A 15,825-nucleotide genomic window follows, 5' to 3' on the forward strand; every position below is an offset into this window, starting at 1 on the left:
CCTCGTTTCCAGAATCTCGCTTGACTGACAGTGCCCGCCCTCTTCCGGGAATCAGCCAAGGCAATCATTCCAGACAGGACGTTATCCGGTAAATATGGCCCAACAAATGATCGATATCATGTTTGCATGTGCAGACGATCGATCCTGACGTCAGCGATCGTATTGCAATCGGGGCCGATTTTCAATGCGCTTTCAGAAATGTGAAATTGCGCACATTCGCAATCGAGATCAGGCTAATCAGGTTACGTTGCCATTTCACCAATGTGACGCGGAACCGTAACCCCGGTCATGCTGCATAATGTCGTGGCGGTTTGCGCCAGTCCGTGGGATTCGGGCAACAGCTTCCTGGACGCGACGAAAGCCAATCGCGATTTCAGGAAACTCGCCGACTTCGCAACATCATGAACCCTGCCCTGGCACCTGCTCTCGACCTTTCAGCCTTCCCGCGCCGCGCTCTTCTCGACGGCCCGACTCCGATCCAGCATCTCCCCCGGCTGAGCGCTCACCTCGGCGGCGCGGACATTTACGTCAAAAGGGACGATGTGACCGGACTCGGCGGCGGCGGCAACAAACTGAGGAAGCTCGAGTTCCTGATCGGAGAAGCATTGGCTCGCGGCGCCGACACCATCATCACCGTCGGCGCGCGGCAATCGAATCACGCGCGGCTCACGGCGGCCGCGGCCGCGCGCATCGGGCTCGAATGCGAGCTGGTGCTGACGAGAACCGTGCCACGATTCGACCACGACTATATAGAGAACGGCAACATCGTCCTCGATGCATTGTTCGGCGCGCGCGTGCATGATCTGCCCGGCTCCGCGAATGCACTGCAATTCGCCGAAGATCGCGCCAATGAACTGCGCACGCAGGGCCGCAACGTCTATGTGTGTCCGCTGGGCGGCTCGAGTCCGACCGGGTGCCTCGGTTATGTTGACTGCGCGGCCGAAATCGTCGCTCAGTCGCATGCACGAGGTTTGCCTTTCGATCGGATCGTCGTGCCGAACGGAAGCAGCGGCATGCACGCAGGGCTGGTCGCGGGTTTTGTCGCAATGGGACTGGACCCGTCGAATATTGACGCGTTCACCGTACTAGGCAATGCGAGCCACGCACACGCCACCACGCTCGATAAAGCGAATCAGACGGTCCAACTCATCGCCGCGAATCTTCGCGTGGAGCGCGACGCCATTTCGATCGACGAAGCGCAGCTCGGGCCGGGCTATGGCATGCCGACCGACAGCATGCGCGCCGCCGTTCGGCTGATGGCATCGAAGGAAGGTCTTTTGCTCGACCCTGTATATAGCGGAAAAGCCTTCGCGGGACTCGTCGAAAACGTGACCACCGGGAAGTACCCGGCCGGACAGAAGATTCTATTCGTCATGAGCGGCGGACTTCCCGGTCTGTTTGCCTACCGCAGCGAGTTCTGAGTCAGGAGCTGATTCCATACGACACCCGCGGCAAAGTCACACGCTTCAGAACTTATGCCGTATCCCGACACGCACCGCCGCCTGATTCTGATTCGACGACGGCGTCAGATTGTTGATCGCCGCCACCGCGGGCATCACCACATCGACGCCCTTGCTATTCGTCTCGACTGCATTTCCCGAAGCGTGCTGATACACGCCGATCAGATACACGTCGGTACGTTTCGACAGAAAATAGTCGACGCCCAATTGCCCCTGGTGATACGTAGCGCCCGTCTGTCCGTCGATATCGCCGCCCTTCGTATAGTGATAGGCGGCGCCGATCAGCAGCGCGGGCGTCAACTGGTAACGGAAATTGAGTTCCGCGCTGTTGAACCTGACGGATTGCCCCGCAAACGCGGACGCATATGAGCTACCGAGATTCAAAAATCTGATGTTCGAATACGTCGCGCCGACCGTTGCCGCGCCGAACGTATACGCGCCGCCCGCCGCAATCACCTGATAGGTGTTCGCCGACCCATATCCCGAGTACACCGGTGACGTGACGTTCGACACATTCGTCGCGATCGTCCCCGACGTGCTATTGCCAAAGAAGCTCACATTCGGGTTACGGACATTCAGATAACCCGCGCCCAAGGTCAGCGGACCATTCGTATAGCCTGCACCGAACGAATAGATCTGATTGCGGGTCACGTCGCCCGCCACGCCGCCGGGACTATAAAGGCCACCAAACGTCAGACCGCCGTAGTTCGCGCTCGTGTACTTGATCGCGTTATTGACACGATAAGCGTTGTTGAAGTTATCGACATCGCCGGGATGCGCGGAGATGATGCCGCCCCACTGCCGCGCGACGCCCAATACGCCCACGTAATCGACTACGAGATCGTACTGACGTCCCAACGTCAGCGAACCATAATTGCCCGCCAGCCCAACGAAAGCCTGGCGGCCGAATCCGAGTCCGCCCTGAGCGAGCTTGCCGGTGTTCGGATCGAAGCCGTTTTCCAGTACGAAGATCGCCTTGAGGCCGCCGCCGAGATCTTCGGAACCTCGCAGTCCCCACCGGCTTCCCTGCAGAATGCTGCTCGACAGGCTATACAGGTGTCCGCCTTTACTGTTCGTGCTGAACAGCAATCCGTCGTCGATAATGCCGTACAGCGTAACGCTGCTCTGCGCGTGGGCAATACCTGAAACAGCAGCCATTGCCGCCGTGGCAACGAGTAACTTCTTCATTGCGTCAGTCTCCATTTCGTCCGCTCAGGGGCTATCCCGCGCGGACCTGCTTCGGATCCGCGCGTTTATTGAATGAATGGTCCGGAATGCGCTCAGACGGGTTCTTTTTGCCGGATCTCCGGCGAGTATTCGGCCTGCCTGACACCGTGCTCATCGATGTCGAACGACATCAGGTCTTCGCCGATAACGAACTTTCCGTCATAGACCGACTGAACCCGTTCGCGCAATTCGTCGACGCGCGCGCGCGGTATGCCAGGGCGGCTATACAGCGAGATATGTGCGAAGACCGCGAGCTTCGGCCGTGCTTCCACGAGAATGCGCGCCGCCTTCTCCGGGCTCGCGAGATAACCATAGAAGTGGTTCACATAATCAGGCGCGGCCTTCTCCAGCGCACGGCTGCCGATTGCAACGCTCTGCACGAGCAGATCGGCATCCTTTGCGTGTGCAACCAGATTCGCTGAATATGTCGTGTCGTCGGTGACGACCACGGAATGTCCGCCGTATTCGACGCGATAACCGTAATCCGGCTTCACGTGGCCATGCTCGATCAGAAACGCAATCACCTTCACGCCATCCTTTTCATACACGACACCGGGTTCGACGCGTTTTGCGATGATATGCGTGGCCGGCTCGACCACCTCACCCTCGAGCATGCGCATGCGGTTCTGATCCTTGAACAGCAGTTCGGTGCCGCGCGCCACGTTGTCGATGCCGTCCGGACCGAACAGAAGCAACGGCTTGCGCAGACGTCCATCGTCCGTCGGCAACGGCGCGGTGGCGTAAATGTCCGGCAGTCCGGTGATATGGTCGGAATTCAGCAGGCTGATAAAGATCGCCGAGAGATCGCGCAGCGGAATCTGTTGCTGATGCAAGCGCATGGCCGCGCCGCGTCCGGCGTCGAATAGCAGCTTTTGCGTCCCCGCCTCGACGAGCACGCTAATGCCAAAACGATTGATGTTGAGAATGGGCGTACCCGTACCGAGAAGCGTGACTTTCATCGTCGCGGCAAAGGTCGGCGCACAACTCGATGCCGCGATAAATGCGATCAGAAGGGCAAATTGACGTAACGCGTGGCGCACAGATGTCTCCGTTTTATCGACTCGTCGAATGGTTGGTACACGGCGATAAAATGACACGAAGTTCCCGACGCGCAGTAATGCTTTGTTTTCGGGAGGCGATAACTTACTGATATCGGGGTATTCCATGACTGTCGTCGAACAGCATCTGCTCGCGCGATTGAGAGCGCGTCACTTCGCGTTGCTGGTGGCGCTCGCGGATACGCTGAGCATTCATCGGGCGGCCGAACGTCTTCACATGACGCAGCCTGCGGCAAGCAAGGCATTGCGCGAACTGGAAGAACTGTTCGGCACGCGTCTGTTCGAGCGTCATTCGCATGGCTTGCGGCCCACCGCGGCGACGCAGATCGTCATCGACCATGCGCGGATCATGCTGAGCGAAATGCAGAAGCTCGGCGGCGATCTCGAACTGCTCGCGAATGGCGCGCAGGGAAAAGTGCGCGTCGGCATCATGCCGGTCGCGGTCCCCGGTCTGCTGACTCGTGTGCTCGCACTGATGGAAAAGGACGCGCCGCGCGTCGTCACCGAGTTTCACGAGGGCGCGCTCGACTGGATGCTCGCCGGGCTCGCACAGGGAAAGCTCGACTGCATCGTCGGCAGGCTCGGAGAAGGAACGGCGGCCGCGCCGTTCTGCCGCGAGGTGCTATTCGAGGAAGACGTTTGCATCGTCGCGCGCAGCAGTCATCCGCTCGCAAAGCGCAGGAAGATCACGCCGGCCATGCTTGCGTCCGCCGAGTGGATCTTTCCTGGTGCGGACGCACCGCTGCGTGCATCGATCCGCCGTTTTTTCGCCGACAGGCAGATTCCGTCGCCGATCCCCAAGGTGGAATCCGTTTCGGTGCTCGTGAATCTTCAGGTGTTGCAGGAGACCGACTGGCTCGCGTTTCTGCCTCGCGTGATCGCGGTCGAATACCGGAAGCTTGGCGTGCTGGCCATCCTCGAGGCGCTGAACGAATGGGCGATGCCCGCGGTGGGACTCGTCACGCGCTCGCAAACTCGCCAGGCGCCCGCATTGCAGATTTTCGCGCGGCTCGTGCGGCGCGCGGGAGAAGAGATTGCCGCGTCGCGACGAAAGTGACTTTCAGACGCACGGAAAACAGCGTTGCCATCACCGGAAAAGCATCGGGCAGCGCGAGCATCGCTCGCACTGCCGCGCCGCTCACCGGCCTTTGAATTGTGGAGGACGGCGCTGTGCGAATGCTTTCAGCCCTTCATGCATATCCTCCCCGGAACAAGCCTGTCTGCGCAGTTCCGCGATTCTTTCCATCGCATCGACAGGCACCGGCACGACGTCTTCGAGGATGCGCAATTGCTCCTTGACCGCGGCGATTGCCAATGGGGCTTTGGTCGCAATGTCTCTGGCCATCTGCAAGGCAACGGCCTCGATATCGGCTGGCTGAACCACGCGGTTAAGCACGCCGTGGCGCTCAGCCTCGTCCGCCTCCAGCGGACGCGCGCAGAAGAACATCTCCTTCAGGATATGAATCGGCAGGTTATGGATGAACCGGAGCAGACCGCTCGTGCAGTATGGCAGACCGATGTTGGCCGGTGTCATCGCAAGGCGGACCGTCGTGTCGGCCACGACGAGGTCGCAGCTCATCACGAGGTCTACCGCCCCGCCCCATACAGAACCCGAAACCATCGCGATTACCACGCCCGGGTAGGTGCGGATCTGCCGCAAGACACGCTCCAGTGGCTTGCCCCACGCAATCGGGTCGTGGTCGGTGTCGAGCTCACCGAGGTCGTGGCCCGCACTCCAGACCTTTTCACCCGCACCGCTCGTCAAAATCACAACGGGCACCCGTTGCGACGCAAGAGTCGTCAACCGGGCTTCAAGTGCGCCTAGCAGTTCCGCGTTCAACGCATGATGCCTGGCGGCATTGCGAAATATCACCTTCGCAATGCCGCCGTCGATCAGTTCGGTGCTGACCTCTACCGGTTCTTCCGGTGCAATCGTACTCATTTCGTTACTCCACATGCTGAGCCAGATCGTGCCCGGATTCCTGTGCCGGCACGCTGGGGATTTGATAAAGCACACCTGTGGAGGTTAGCTCATGGATCTCCGACTCGCTAAAGCCGCTCTCGCGCAGTACCTCGGCGGAGTGCTCGCCCAGCGCCGGCGGCGCATGGCGCGTCGCCGCACGGGCAGCCGGCTTGCCGTCTTCCGATGCATTGAACACGGGAGTCGGGACCTGACGCACTTGCCCAAGGATTCGATGATGCACTTCCTCAACGAGCTCACAGTGCCGAACCTGCGGGTCCGCGAACACTTCCTCGAGCGTGTTGATTGGCCCGGCAGGCAGTCCGGCGCCGACAAAGAGCGCGGTCCACTCGAGTTTGCCTCTGGTCTTCAGACGGCTTTCGAGAATCTCTTTCAACTCGCCCCGATTGGCTACACGAGATTCGTTGGTCGCAAAACGCGGGTCGCCCGGCAGTTGTGGAAGGTCGAGAAGCTGACACAGCCGGCGCCACATCTCCGTGGTTATCGGCGCGATGTTGAGCGGGCCATCCGCGGTCTCGAACACACCATACGGGGCGATGACCGAATGAGCGTTTCCCGTGCGGGCCGGAACATTGCCGAGGCTCAGATAGCGTTGGGCATGCACGCTCAGAAGCCCGACAAGGCTCGCAAGCAACGAGGTGCTGACGTGCTGGCCCTGCCCGGTCCGCTCGCGTTCGAAAAGCGCGGAAATCACCGCAATGGTCAGCCAGAGTCCCGAACTCAAGTCCCCGATGGCCGTGCCGGTACGTGTCGGCTCGCCTTCGGGAAATCCGGTGAGACTCATCAGGCCGGAATAGCCTTGAGCAATCTGGTCGAATCCCGGCCAATCCCTGAGCGGTCCCGTGTCGCCGAATCCACTGATGCTGGCCATGACCAGGCGGGGATTCGTCTTTTGCAGGACGTCGTAGCCCAGGCCCATTTTCTCCATCGTGCCCGGCTTGAAGTTCTCGAGCACGACGTCGGCGCCGTCGATGACGCGCCTGATAGCGTCCAGTCCGCGCGAGTCGCGCATGTCGATGCACACACCCCGCTTGTTCCGATTGCACGACAGATAGTAGGTACTGATACCGCGGTCGAACGGTCCCCACGCGCGGCTCATGTCGCCGTCAGGACCGGTTTCGACCTTGATGACGTCCGCACCGAGATCGGCCAGCACCATGGCGCAAAACGGACCCGAGAGCGCGCGCGTCAAGTCGATAACCTTGATTCCCTGCAAAGCTTTCATGCGATGTCTCCAGTTGCAACTTTCATGTTCCAGCCGTGGCTACTCCGGCAGACGCGCGTGGCGTGTCTCGGTGGCAAAAGGCAGGATGAGAATTCCCAAACCAAAGGCTGCCGCGGTCCACGCGACCGGCGTACCGAGCGAGCCTTGCCAACTGATGGCCGCGGCGAGCACGAAATTGACCCCGGCGCCAATGAATCTGCCAACCGATGCATTGAACGCAAATGCAGTAGCGCGAATCCGCGTCGGGTACTGCTCCGGCAGCCACAGCGAGAAAATCGCAAAGTTTCCGCCGAAGAATCCCAGCAACGCGAGCGCCGCCATGAATAGAGGGAGTCCGTCAGGCCGGTAGAAAGCCCATCCAAACGCCAGCGCAATGGAGCAGGCCATCCCCGCGAAATAGAGACCAAGCGCCGTCCGGCGCCCCACTTTCTCCGCGAGATACGGCGCAACCAGACAGCCGATGATGGTGCCGACGGACAGAATTGCCGCCCCCACCGAAGCAAGATGAATCGCGTCGACTTTACTCAGTCCGGCACGGGTCGCGAGGCTAACAACGGCACTCGCCTCGTAGACGGAACCGGCCCACAGCCCCACGATTGCCACGCCGACGAGCGCCGCGCTGGTGATGGTGCGCCGCCGGAATTCAGGAGCGAATATCTGACGCAGTGGCGATACAGTGTGTTCAGCGGTCGTGGAATGATGCGCCGCTGCCCGGTCCCACTTCCCTGGTTCCTTCACCTTGAGCACGGTGAAGATTGCGAGGAGAGCCGGCGCCAGGCCACAAAGAAACATCGCGCGCCAACCGTATTGAGCACCGACTGTGTAGTTGAGCCAGGCGGCAATGAAGAACCCAAGGTAGTAGCCGGTTTGCAGGTAACCCGCCCCCATCTTTCGACGATCCTCCGGCCAGCTCTCGGCAATGTAGGTTCCGGCCAACGCCCACTCCCCGCCGACGCCGATGCCCGCAATCAGACGGAACGCCCCGAGCTCCCACACGTTGTGCGCGAAAGCCGCCGCACCGGTGAAAATCGAGTAGATCAGAATACTGGCGGCCAGGGTACGGACTCGTCCGTAGCGGTCGGCGAGGGGCCCCCAGATGAACGACATGCCCCAGCCGATAAGAAACAGCGCAAACAATATCGAACCGTACATGCCGAGATTGCCGGGAGTCGGCTTGATTCCGGACAGCGGAAGCAGTTCAGTGAGCGCCGGGACAAGCACCAGCGCAAAGATGACGGAGTCCACTCCATCAAGAACCCAACCGAGGTAAACCGCCCAGAAACCGCCTATCTGCTCCCGCGAAAGCGGCGTACGCCGCGACTTCGCTTCATTCGACGCCGTCACAATGGCTTTCTGCATAGTCGTCTCCGTTTGTATTGCCGCCCGAACGTGAAGCGCTTTCGTTCGGCGGCGGTTATGTGAGACGAGTATAAGAAGTGGCGCAATCGATGAAAAATATGATATTCCTCTTGCGCGAGCGTAATTTCTTATGGCGAGACAGGAGGATCGGCGTGGATCTGAGACAGTTGCGATACTTCGTAAAGGTCGTGGAATATGGCAATGTAACGCGCGCCAGCGAGGCACTTCACGTTGCGCAGCCCGCCGTCAGCCAACAGATACGAAACCTGGAAAGCGAGCTCGGCACCCAGTTGCTCGAACGCAGCACCCAGGGCGTTGCACCGACCGCGTCCGGGAAAACGCTGCATCGTCACGCATTGGAACTGCTGCGGCAGGCCGACCGGACCGGCGAACTCCTGCGGCAGGACGCCGAATCTCCCGAGGGCAAGGTTGCGGTCGGGCTGCCTTCCAGCACATCGCGGGTTCTCGCCATCCCTCTTGCCGAGGCTGTGCGAGACCGCTATCCGGGAATCGTGATCGAACTCATTGAAGCCCCCACCGCCGATTTGCACAACCTGATTGCAAGAGGACGCGTGGATCTGGCAATCGTCGCGGATGCCGTCGAGACCCACGGCGTTCAGGCTGAACACCTGCTGTCAGAGATCCTGTATCTGATTGCCTGGCCAGAGTTCGAGCTTCCTCGGGAGCCGATTACCTTGAGCACGCTCGCGACGATGCCGATGGTGCTGCCAAGTGCGCCGAACACCATTCGCAGCCGCGTCGAGTGGGCCCTCCGCGAGAAGGGGCTGACATGCAAAATCCTTTTCGAGGCCAGTTCAACGGCATTATTGTTCGCCGCGGTAATGGCGAAGCTCGGCGTGACCGTTCTCCCCTGGACTGCCGCTCACGTAGAACTGGACGAGGGCAAATTGAAGCTCGCGCGGCTGAACCACAGCCTCTTTCGACGCGAGCTTTCTCTTTGCTGGCGAGACACGCCGCTCGTCAGCAATGCCGTCCTCAAGGTCAAAGATACGATGCGCGAGCTGGTGGCAACGCTGAGTGCGCGCCCTGAATGGGCGGCTGGAAACGGGCGGCGCCCGCGGCGTTCGAGGCGCACGTAGGAACTGCTGTCGCCTGCTCGGGGTCCTGCCTCTACGGAAACGAACGGCTCAGTTGAGCGTCCTCAGAGAGTTCGTGCTTCCAGAACATCACTATGGTGCCGACGGCGAGACTCGAACTCGCACAGCTTTCGCCACTTCCCCCTCAAGATTTTTAGAAGCCCCCGTCATGGGAAACTGATACACATCGCATTTCAGCAGAAAGCATCGTGAGCAAAATAGTCCGAATGCTTCGAAAGCGCTGCTATTGAACCAATCACGGAAAGTACTCTGCAGCCACACCCGCCGCATCTCTATATCGACGCCTAATTCGCCAGTCCCTATGCAATGTCTATTTTCGTGATGCTGTGCGAGAAGCGATTGCCATTCGAATTCTCTGCTGTCGATCTCGCATGCAAAGAGAATCATCAAACCGACTATGCAATCCATTCATTGCCGTGCCACAAAGACAATTGCACGGCGTGTCGTACCGGACTATCCGCGCGCACGCCGCACGCACTCTATCTGGCCCCACCCTTTGCCGCATTCGCGCGATTGCGGGCCCGCTCCCTTTGCTGCCGCGCGCGGGCAATGCTGACGACGATCAACACGATCGCCAGCACTGTCAATTCGATCATCGCCGGAATCTGAATAGGATCATGAAACATGATGGACCTCCGCCACGTCGTCTCGTCATATTACGCCTGAGGAGACAGATCCTGCGGGTATTGCGGCGCACCATCCCGCGCGTCAGCCGATGCCATTACATAAATCAAGTTCACTCGAGTTCACAATTGACATGTAGCCGTAATGAACTGCTATTTTTTGCCGTTCAAAAGGCTACTTTCTCGGATAGCTGTCCCTAAACAGAATATTTGAGCTACAGTACATTGGCGATCGAACAGATCGTGAGCCATCCCGACAATTTTCCGGCGGCTTCTTCCCGCATGCTGGACATGCGTACTGAAGAACCGGACTAGTTGAAGATATTGCGCCATGCCATATTTTCCGGTCGCCTACTGTGGTCCCGCCGCTATCCCAGACAACCTCTGGCTGCGCTGGAATACCGACCCGCTATTGCTCGCGGCGCTCGCAATCCTCGCCATCGTGATAGCCAGCGGCCGCTCGGCTCATGCACGAGCGGGCTGGGCAGCTCTCGCGCTGATGGTCGTCGTGTTCGTGTCGCCGTTATGCGCATTGTCCTCCGCATTATTCTCGGCGCGGGTCACCCATCACATCATTCTGATCGCGGCTGTCGCGCCGCTGCTCGCCCTCGCGTTTCCGGTGCCGCGCCTCGGGAATCCGCCGCTCGTGCCGGTAGTCGCCGCGCATGCGGTCTTTATCTGGCTGTGGCATGCGCCGGGTCCGTACGCGTGGGGACTCTCCACCGTGCCCGGTTACTGGCTGATGCAACTCACGTTGCTCGGCAGTGGATGGTTGATGTGGCGCAGCATCTTCTCGCCATCGCTGCCCACCGGCGCCGCATTGATGGCGCTCGTCGCGACGATCGGGCACATGGGTCTGCTCGGCGCGTTGATCGTGTTCGCACCGGTGCCGCTCTATGTCGCGCACTTCGCCACCACCGCCGCGTGGGGTCTCACGCCGCTCGCCGACCAGCAACTCGCCGGCCTGTTGATGTGGGTGCTGGCAATGATCCCTTATCTCGTGGCGGGACTCCGGCTCGCGTGGTCCAGCCTGCACGTCAGAGAGCCTGCCCTGTGACGATCCTTCTGAAATTCATCCATCTGGCCGCAATTGCAATCTGGTCGGGCGGCCTGATCGTTTTGCCGTTCCTGTTCTGGCAGCGTCGCGGACTCGCCGCCGGCACCGAGCTGGACCGGCTGCACCGCATCACGCGGCTCGTTTATGTGGAGCTGACCTCGCCCGCGGCTTTCGTTGCGATTGCGAGCGGCACCGCGCTGATCTTCCTGCAGGCCACGTTCGTCGAATGGTTCACCGCGAAGATGGTGCTGGTCGGCATCATGGCGATGCTGCACGTCGTGGCCGGTCTCGTGCTGCACGATCTGTATCTGCCCAACGGCCGTTTCAGCCGCGGCGCGGGGATCGTGCTGACCCTCGCGTATATCGTCGTGATCGTCGGGATCATCTGGATCGTACTGGCCAAGCCGTACATCGACTCGAACCTGTTCGCCCCGCATCTGTTCGAGCCCGGCGGACTTGGCCGGTGGCTGCATCACTCCTTTGGCGAAACGAGAATGCCCACGCCATGATCGAACACGAGCTTGCCCCCATGCCAGCCGGCGAAGCCCGTCATCACCGAGGCGAGCACCGACAATGCGAGCCCATGCGGCAAGATCTGATCGGGATAGAAAAGCCGCACGCCCCAGTTCGCGGCCGCGATCGCGACGAGCGTCATCGCGGCGACCGCATGCGACCAGCTTGCTTCCTTGAGACGGATGCCACGCACGAGCAGCAGCTCGGCGGTGCCGACCACGCTCGCGGCCACTCCGCTCCAGAAGGCGAAGCCGGCGGCCCACAGGCCGGCGCGCACCCAGAACGGATCGCCCGTCCACCAGTAAATCACGTCCACGCCCAGCGTCGCGACGACGAACGCGATCGGGAAGTGCACCATCATCACGTGAATCGGATGGCCGACGAGTGCCACGACCGAGCCCTTGTCGAGCCGCAGCAGTTCCAGCAGTACTTCGCTTCTGCTTTCAGATCCGGAATCGCCTTTGCTTGCCATAGTGGAGTGTCCTCTCGTCGAATGAGTGATTCTGCAAACCATCATAGCTTCTTGCGTGTGGCGGTCCAAGCAGGATCGCTCGCGATGCTGTCCGGCTGCGCCGGGCCGCTGTCGACGCTCGAACCGTCCGGGCCAGCGGCGGCATCGATCGCCGGGTTGTGGTGGGTGATGCTCGCCGGCGCGGCGATCCTGTTCGCGATGGTGCTCGTGCTGTTCCTGATGACGGTGTTCCGTCCGGGCTGGGGCTCGCGCGTTTCGCCCGCGCGCTGGATCGTGCTCGGCGGCCTCGTGCTGCCCGCCGTGATCCTGATCCCGCTGATCTGCTATGCGCTGTATGCGGGCGAATTGCTGTTGCCGCTGCGCGCTCACGCGCCCGCGCGTATCGAGGCGATCGCGCAGCAATGGCGCTGGACTTTCCGCTATCCGGACGAAGGCAACGTCGAAACCGGCAACGTGCTGCATCTGCCGGCGGGCCGGCCGGTCGATATCGCCGTTACGAGCCGGGACGTCGTGCATGCATTCTGGATTCCGCGTTTCGCCGGCAAGATCGACGCGGTGCCGGGACATGAGAACCTGCTGCGCATCCAGGCCGATCAGCCCGGCCAGTACGCCGGACAATGCAACGAGTTTTGCGGCATCGGCCATGCGCAGATGCACTTCACCGTGATCGTCGATCGTCCTGAAGATTTTTCCTCCGCAGTTAAAAACGCCGCCGCCACCGGGGAGGTAAAGAAATGAGCGTGCCCATCGAGCCGCAATCACAGGGCGTGAACGCGCTGCGACTGCATCGCCAGCTCACCGCGATCTGGGCCACCGGCAAGGGCGTGCAGAGGCTCGCCGCGGTCAACCATACCGTGCTCGGCATGCGCATGATGATCACCTCGTTCGTGTTCTTCGCGATCGCGGGGATTCTCGGCATGCTCACGCGCGTGCAGCTCGCCACGCCGCACGCGGCCTTCATGGACGTCGAGACCTATAACCAGGTCTTCACGATGCATGGGTCGATGATGCTGTTCCTGTTCGCGATTCCGATGGTGGAAAGTTTCGCGGTCTACCTGACGCCGAAAATTCTCGGCACGCGCGACTTCGCGTTTCCGCGCCTGACCGCCTACGGTTACTGGTGCTATCTGTTCGGCGGCACGATTCTGACCGTCTCGCTGATTCTGCGCAGCGCGCCGGACGGCGGCTGGTTCATGTACACGCCGTTGAGCTCGAACGTCTACACGCCGGGCCTGAATGCCGACGTGTGGCTGCTCGGCATCACCTTCGTCGAGATCTCGGCGCTCTCGCTCGCGATGGAAATCGTCGTCTCGATCCTGAAGATGCGCGCGCCGGGCATGTCGCTCGACCGCATGCCGATCTTCGCGTGGTACATCCTCGTGACCGCGATGATGATGATCGTCGCGTTTCCACCGCTGATTCTCGGCTCGATCCTGCTCGAGGTGGAGCGCGCGTTCAACCTGCCGTTCTTCGACCCGACGCGCGGCGGCGATCCGCTGCTCTGGCAGCATCTGTTCTGGCTGTTCGGCCACCCGGACGTGTACATCATCTTCCTGCCGATGGCGGGCGTGCTGTCGACGATGATCCCGGTGTTCGCCAGAAGGCGCCTCGTCGGCTATCGCACGATCGTCGTCGCGATCATCGCGCTCGCGTTCCTGAGCTTCGGCATCTGGGTCCACCACATGTTCACGGTGGGTATCCCGCATCTCGCGCTCGCGTTCTTCTCGGCCGGCTCGGCGATCGTCGCGGTGCCCACGGCGATCCAGTTCTTCGCGTGGCTCGCCACGCTGTCGCATGGGCGGCCGCGCTGGGACGTGCCGATGCTGTACATCTTCGGCTTCTTCTTCGTGTTCACGGCGGGCGGACTGACCGGCGTGATGCTCGCGATGGTACCGTTCGACTGGCAGGCGCACGACACCTACTTCGTCGTCGCGCACATGCACTACGTGGTGGCCGGCGCGCTCGCGTTCCCGATGCTCGCGGCGTTCTATTACTGGCTGCCGCTGCTGACCGGGCGCACCGCCGTGCACCGGCTCTCGGTGCCGGCGTTCTGGCTGGTGTTCATCGGCTTCAACATGACGTTCTTCCTGATGCACCTGACCGGCCTGCTCGGCATGCCGCGACGCATCTTCACGTATAGCGGCGACGAAGGCTGGAACTGGCTCAATCTGTTGTCGTCGGTGGGCAGCTTCGTGATGACGATCGGCTTCGCGCTCGTCGTGATCGACATCGTCGTGCAGTTGCGTTTCGGCCAGCGCGTACGGCGCAATCCGTGGGAGTCGACCACGCTCGAATGGGCGATGCCGATTCCGCCCGCGCCGTATGCGTTCGCGTCGATTCCGCACATGGATGCCGAAACCGAAAAGGTCCCGCCCGGCCAGCTCGCGACCTCGCTCGCGCGCGGCGAAGGCTATCTCGGCTTCACGCGCAACGGCTGGCAGGAAACGCTCGGCGTGCACATGACCTCGGGCGAGCCGGAACAACTGATCGTGCTGCCGAACCAGACCTATCTGCCGCTCGTCACCGCGGTCGTGACCTGCGCGGCGGTGCTCGCGATGCTGTTCAAGTTCTATCTGTTTTCAGCCGCGTTCGCGTTCGTGACGTTCGGCCTCTTCATCTACGCGGGTCAGAGCGCCGGCCATGCGCGCGATTATGGCGCGCTGCCGGTCGGCCGCGGCGTGAGCGTGCCGCCGCATACCGAGGTGGCCGGCGCGCCGTCGTGGCTCTCGCTGATCTGCGCGCTGGTCGCGAACGGCACGCTGTTCACGTCGCTCGTCTTCGGCACGTTCTATCTGTGGATCGCCGCGCCGAACTGGCCGGCCGCCGTCACGCCGCAACCAAGCCGCCTGCTTGCGCTCATTACGGTGATCGGCCTCGCGGTGGCGGCCGCCACGACGCGCGGCTCGCTGCGCGCCGCCGCCGCGGAACGCAAACCGCACGGCACGATCGCGCTGACGGCAATCGCGCTGATCGTCGCGCTCGCCGCCGACGTGATGCTGATCAACGGCGTCACGCCGAATCCGCGTGAACATGCGCTCGGCGCGACGGCCGCGGCGCTGCTCACGTATATCGCGATCCATGCGGGCGTCGGGTTGCTGTTCCTGATCAGCAACGTGCTGCGTCTCGGCGCCGGCTTCATTTCCGCGCGACGTCTGACGGACCTGCGCCTCACGCGTCTGTGGGTCGATTACACGCTTGCCACGGGCATCATCGCGCTCGGCCTCGTGCTCGCGCTGCCCGGCCTCGTCGCAATGCTGGGAGCCCGGCCATGAACGAACGTCCGCTTTCGCCACGGCGTTTGTGGTGGCTCGCCGTCGGCTTCACGATCTGGTGCCTCGCGTTCGTGATCCTCTATGCGATGCATGCGATCGGCTGCGCGTTCGGCTGGCCGGCCACGACGCTGCGCGTGAGTCTCGCGCTCGTGCTGCTGCTGCATCTGATCGCGCTCGGCTGGCTGTGGCGCTACCGCGCTGCCACGATCCGCGACCCGGGTCCCGAGCGCATCAGCACGTTCATGCATACCGTGGTGATCTGGACGCTGATCGCGGCGCTGGCCGCGACCGTGATTACTTTCGGGCCCGCGCTGCTGCTCACCACGTGTGTTTGAGCGCCACCCGAGCGGGAACCGAACGCTGGTTGCGAAGCGCTGATTGAGTAACGTGCGCTCCCTGAATTGACGCGCGCCCGCATCGACGCGGGCGCGATCCGCTTGCCTGTTTCACTGCCGGAACC

15 protein-coding genes are annotated in these 15,825 nt (G+C 61.6%); 8 read left to right on the plus strand and 7 right to left on the minus strand.

The window, feature by feature from the left end; translation table 11 throughout:
• The first annotated feature begins 401 nt into the window (after positions 1–401).
• Positions 402–1,421 carry a D-cysteine desulfhydrase family protein gene (locus QM685_RS06755; protein ID WP_415114037.1) on the plus strand — a complete coding sequence of 340 codons (1,020 nt, stop codon included), beginning with the start codon at positions 402–404 and terminating at the stop codon, positions 1,419–1,421.
• Between the two features lie 45 nt (positions 1,422–1,466).
• Here QM685_RS06755 and QM685_RS06760 read toward each other — a convergent pair whose 3' ends face one another.
• Both QM685_RS06760 and QM685_RS06765 read right to left on the minus strand, forming a co-directional pair.
• Complete coding sequence (locus QM685_RS06760) at positions 1,467–2,648, minus strand: porin (protein ID WP_415114039.1); 1,182 nt, start codon at positions 2,646–2,648, stop codon at positions 1,467–1,469.
• A 92-nt stretch (positions 2,649–2,740) separates the two neighbouring features.
• Entirely contained in the window at positions 2,741–3,646 is a 906-nt protein-coding gene (locus QM685_RS06765; protein WP_415114041.1) for an MBL fold metallo-hydrolase, read from the minus strand.
• 205 nt (positions 3,647–3,851) lie between these two features.
• Here QM685_RS06765 and QM685_RS06770 point away from each other — a divergent pair, with 205 nt between their 5' ends.
• On the plus strand, positions 3,852–4,802 hold the full coding sequence (locus tag QM685_RS06770) for a LysR substrate-binding domain-containing protein (RefSeq protein ID WP_415114043.1): 951 nt from the start codon (positions 3,852–3,854) through the stop codon (positions 4,800–4,802).
• A gap of 81 nt (positions 4,803–4,883) precedes the next feature.
• Here the strand turns inward: QM685_RS06770 and scpB are convergent, their stop codons facing one another.
• Genes scpB through QM685_RS06785 form a run of 3 tightly spaced genes read right to left on the minus strand, consistent with a single transcriptional unit; the run spans position 4,884 to position 8,310 of the window.
• Positions 4,884–5,687 carry a methylmalonyl-CoA decarboxylase gene (scpB, locus tag QM685_RS06775; protein WP_415114045.1) on the minus strand — a complete coding sequence of 268 codons (804 nt, stop codon included), beginning with the start codon at positions 5,685–5,687 and terminating at the stop codon, positions 4,884–4,886.
• A 4-nt stretch (positions 5,688–5,691) separates the two neighbouring features.
• On the minus strand, positions 5,692–6,951 hold the full coding sequence (locus QM685_RS06780; RefSeq protein WP_415114047.1) for a CaiB/BaiF CoA transferase family protein: 1,260 nt from the start codon (positions 6,949–6,951) through the stop codon (positions 5,692–5,694).
• A 39-nt stretch (positions 6,952–6,990) separates the two neighbouring features.
• A complete protein-coding gene (locus QM685_RS06785) occupies positions 6,991–8,310 on the minus strand; it encodes an MFS transporter (protein WP_415114049.1) in 1,320 nt (439 codons plus the stop codon).
• A gap of 152 nt (positions 8,311–8,462) precedes the next feature.
• Here QM685_RS06785 and QM685_RS06790 point away from each other — a divergent pair, with 152 nt between their 5' ends.
• The gene (locus tag QM685_RS06790; protein WP_415114051.1) at positions 8,463–9,410 is read left to right on the plus strand and encodes a LysR substrate-binding domain-containing protein; all 948 of its coding nucleotides are present in this window, start codon (positions 8,463–8,465) and stop codon (positions 9,408–9,410) included.
• A 497-nt stretch (positions 9,411–9,907) separates the two neighbouring features.
• Here the strand turns inward: QM685_RS06790 and QM685_RS06795 are convergent, their stop codons facing one another.
• Positions 9,908–10,054 carry a hypothetical protein gene (locus tag QM685_RS06795; protein WP_415114053.1) on the minus strand — a complete coding sequence of 49 codons (147 nt, stop codon included), beginning with the start codon at positions 10,052–10,054 and terminating at the stop codon, positions 9,908–9,910.
• 328 nt (positions 10,055–10,382) lie between these two features.
• Between QM685_RS06795 and QM685_RS06800 the strand changes: the two genes are divergently transcribed.
• Together QM685_RS06800 and QM685_RS06805 are read left to right on the plus strand one after the other, a co-directional pair.
• Positions 10,383–11,108, plus strand: a complete 726-nt coding sequence (locus QM685_RS06800; RefSeq protein ID WP_415114055.1) for a cytochrome c oxidase assembly protein — start codon at positions 10,383–10,385, stop codon at positions 11,106–11,108.
• Positions 11,105–11,617 (plus strand): CopD family protein, encoded by a 513-nt coding sequence (locus QM685_RS06805; protein WP_415114057.1) that lies wholly within the window; start codon positions 11,105–11,107, stop codon positions 11,615–11,617. Before QM685_RS06800 ends, QM685_RS06805 begins: the two co-directional genes overlap by 4 nt.
• On the opposite strand, the gene QM685_RS06810 is transcribed toward QM685_RS06805, so the two are convergent.
• Entirely contained in the window at positions 11,581–12,093 is a 513-nt protein-coding gene (locus QM685_RS06810; RefSeq protein ID WP_415114059.1) for a DUF2231 domain-containing protein, read from the minus strand. The genes QM685_RS06805 and QM685_RS06810 overlap by 37 nt on opposite strands.
• A gap of 84 nt (positions 12,094–12,177) precedes the next feature.
• Here QM685_RS06810 and coxB point away from each other — a divergent pair, with 84 nt between their 5' ends.
• Genes coxB through QM685_RS06825 form a run of 3 tightly spaced genes read left to right on the plus strand, consistent with a single transcriptional unit; the run spans position 12,178 to position 15,700 of the window.
• Positions 12,178–12,831, plus strand: coding sequence for a cytochrome c oxidase subunit II (gene coxB / locus QM685_RS06815; protein WP_415114061.1), 654 nt, complete (start codon positions 12,178–12,180; stop codon positions 12,829–12,831).
• Positions 12,828–15,365, plus strand: a complete 2,538-nt coding sequence (gene ctaD, locus QM685_RS06820; protein ID WP_415114063.1) for a cytochrome c oxidase subunit I — start codon at positions 12,828–12,830, stop codon at positions 15,363–15,365. Before coxB ends, ctaD begins: the two co-directional genes overlap by 4 nt.
• Entirely contained in the window at positions 15,362–15,700 is a 339-nt protein-coding gene (locus QM685_RS06825; protein ID WP_415114065.1) for a hypothetical protein, read from the plus strand. The genes ctaD and QM685_RS06825 overlap by 4 nt, the downstream gene beginning before the upstream one ends.
• Positions 15,701–15,825 lie beyond the last annotated feature (125 nt).

The sequence above is a fragment of the Paraburkholderia sp. genome (assembly GCF_047605525.1).
In the GTDB taxonomy this organism is placed as follows: Bacteria; Pseudomonadota; Gammaproteobacteria; order Burkholderiales; family Burkholderiaceae; genus Paraburkholderia.

Excerpts from the sequence above, each read along its gene's own strand:
- QM685_RS06755 (WP_415114037.1), top strand. The coding sequence starts at position 402 with ATGAACCCTGCCCTGGCACCTGCTCTCGACCTTTCAGCCTTCCCGCGC.
- QM685_RS06825 (WP_415114065.1), top strand. The coding sequence starts at position 15,362 with ATGAACGAACGTCCGCTTTCGCCACGGCGTTTGTGGTGGCTCGCCGTC.
- QM685_RS06795 (WP_415114053.1), bottom strand. The coding sequence starts at position 10,054 with ATGTTTCATGATCCTATTCAGATTCCGGCGATGATCGAATTGACAGTG.
- QM685_RS06770 (WP_415114043.1), top strand. The coding sequence starts at position 3,852 with ATGACTGTCGTCGAACAGCATCTGCTCGCGCGATTGAGAGCGCGTCAC.
- coxB (WP_415114061.1), top strand. The coding sequence starts at position 12,178 with ATGCTGTCCGGCTGCGCCGGGCCGCTGTCGACGCTCGAACCGTCCGGG.
- QM685_RS06765 (WP_415114041.1), bottom strand. The coding sequence starts at position 3,646 with ATGAAAGTCACGCTTCTCGGTACGGGTACGCCCATTCTCAACATCAAT.
- QM685_RS06785 (WP_415114049.1), bottom strand. The coding sequence starts at position 8,310 with ATGCAGAAAGCCATTGTGACGGCGTCGAATGAAGCGAAGTCGCGGCGT.
- ctaD (WP_415114063.1), top strand. The coding sequence starts at position 12,828 with ATGAGCGTGCCCATCGAGCCGCAATCACAGGGCGTGAACGCGCTGCGA.
- QM685_RS06760 (WP_415114039.1), bottom strand. The coding sequence starts at position 2,648 with ATGAAGAAGTTACTCGTTGCCACGGCGGCAATGGCTGCTGTTTCAGGT.
- QM685_RS06780 (WP_415114047.1), bottom strand. The coding sequence starts at position 6,951 with ATGAAAGCTTTGCAGGGAATCAAGGTTATCGACTTGACGCGCGCGCTC.
- QM685_RS06800 (WP_415114055.1), top strand. The coding sequence starts at position 10,383 with ATGCCATATTTTCCGGTCGCCTACTGTGGTCCCGCCGCTATCCCAGAC.
- scpB (WP_415114045.1), bottom strand. The coding sequence starts at position 5,687 with ATGAGTACGATTGCACCGGAAGAACCGGTAGAGGTCAGCACCGAACTG.
- QM685_RS06810 (WP_415114059.1), bottom strand. The coding sequence starts at position 12,093 with ATGGCAAGCAAAGGCGATTCCGGATCTGAAAGCAGAAGCGAAGTACTG.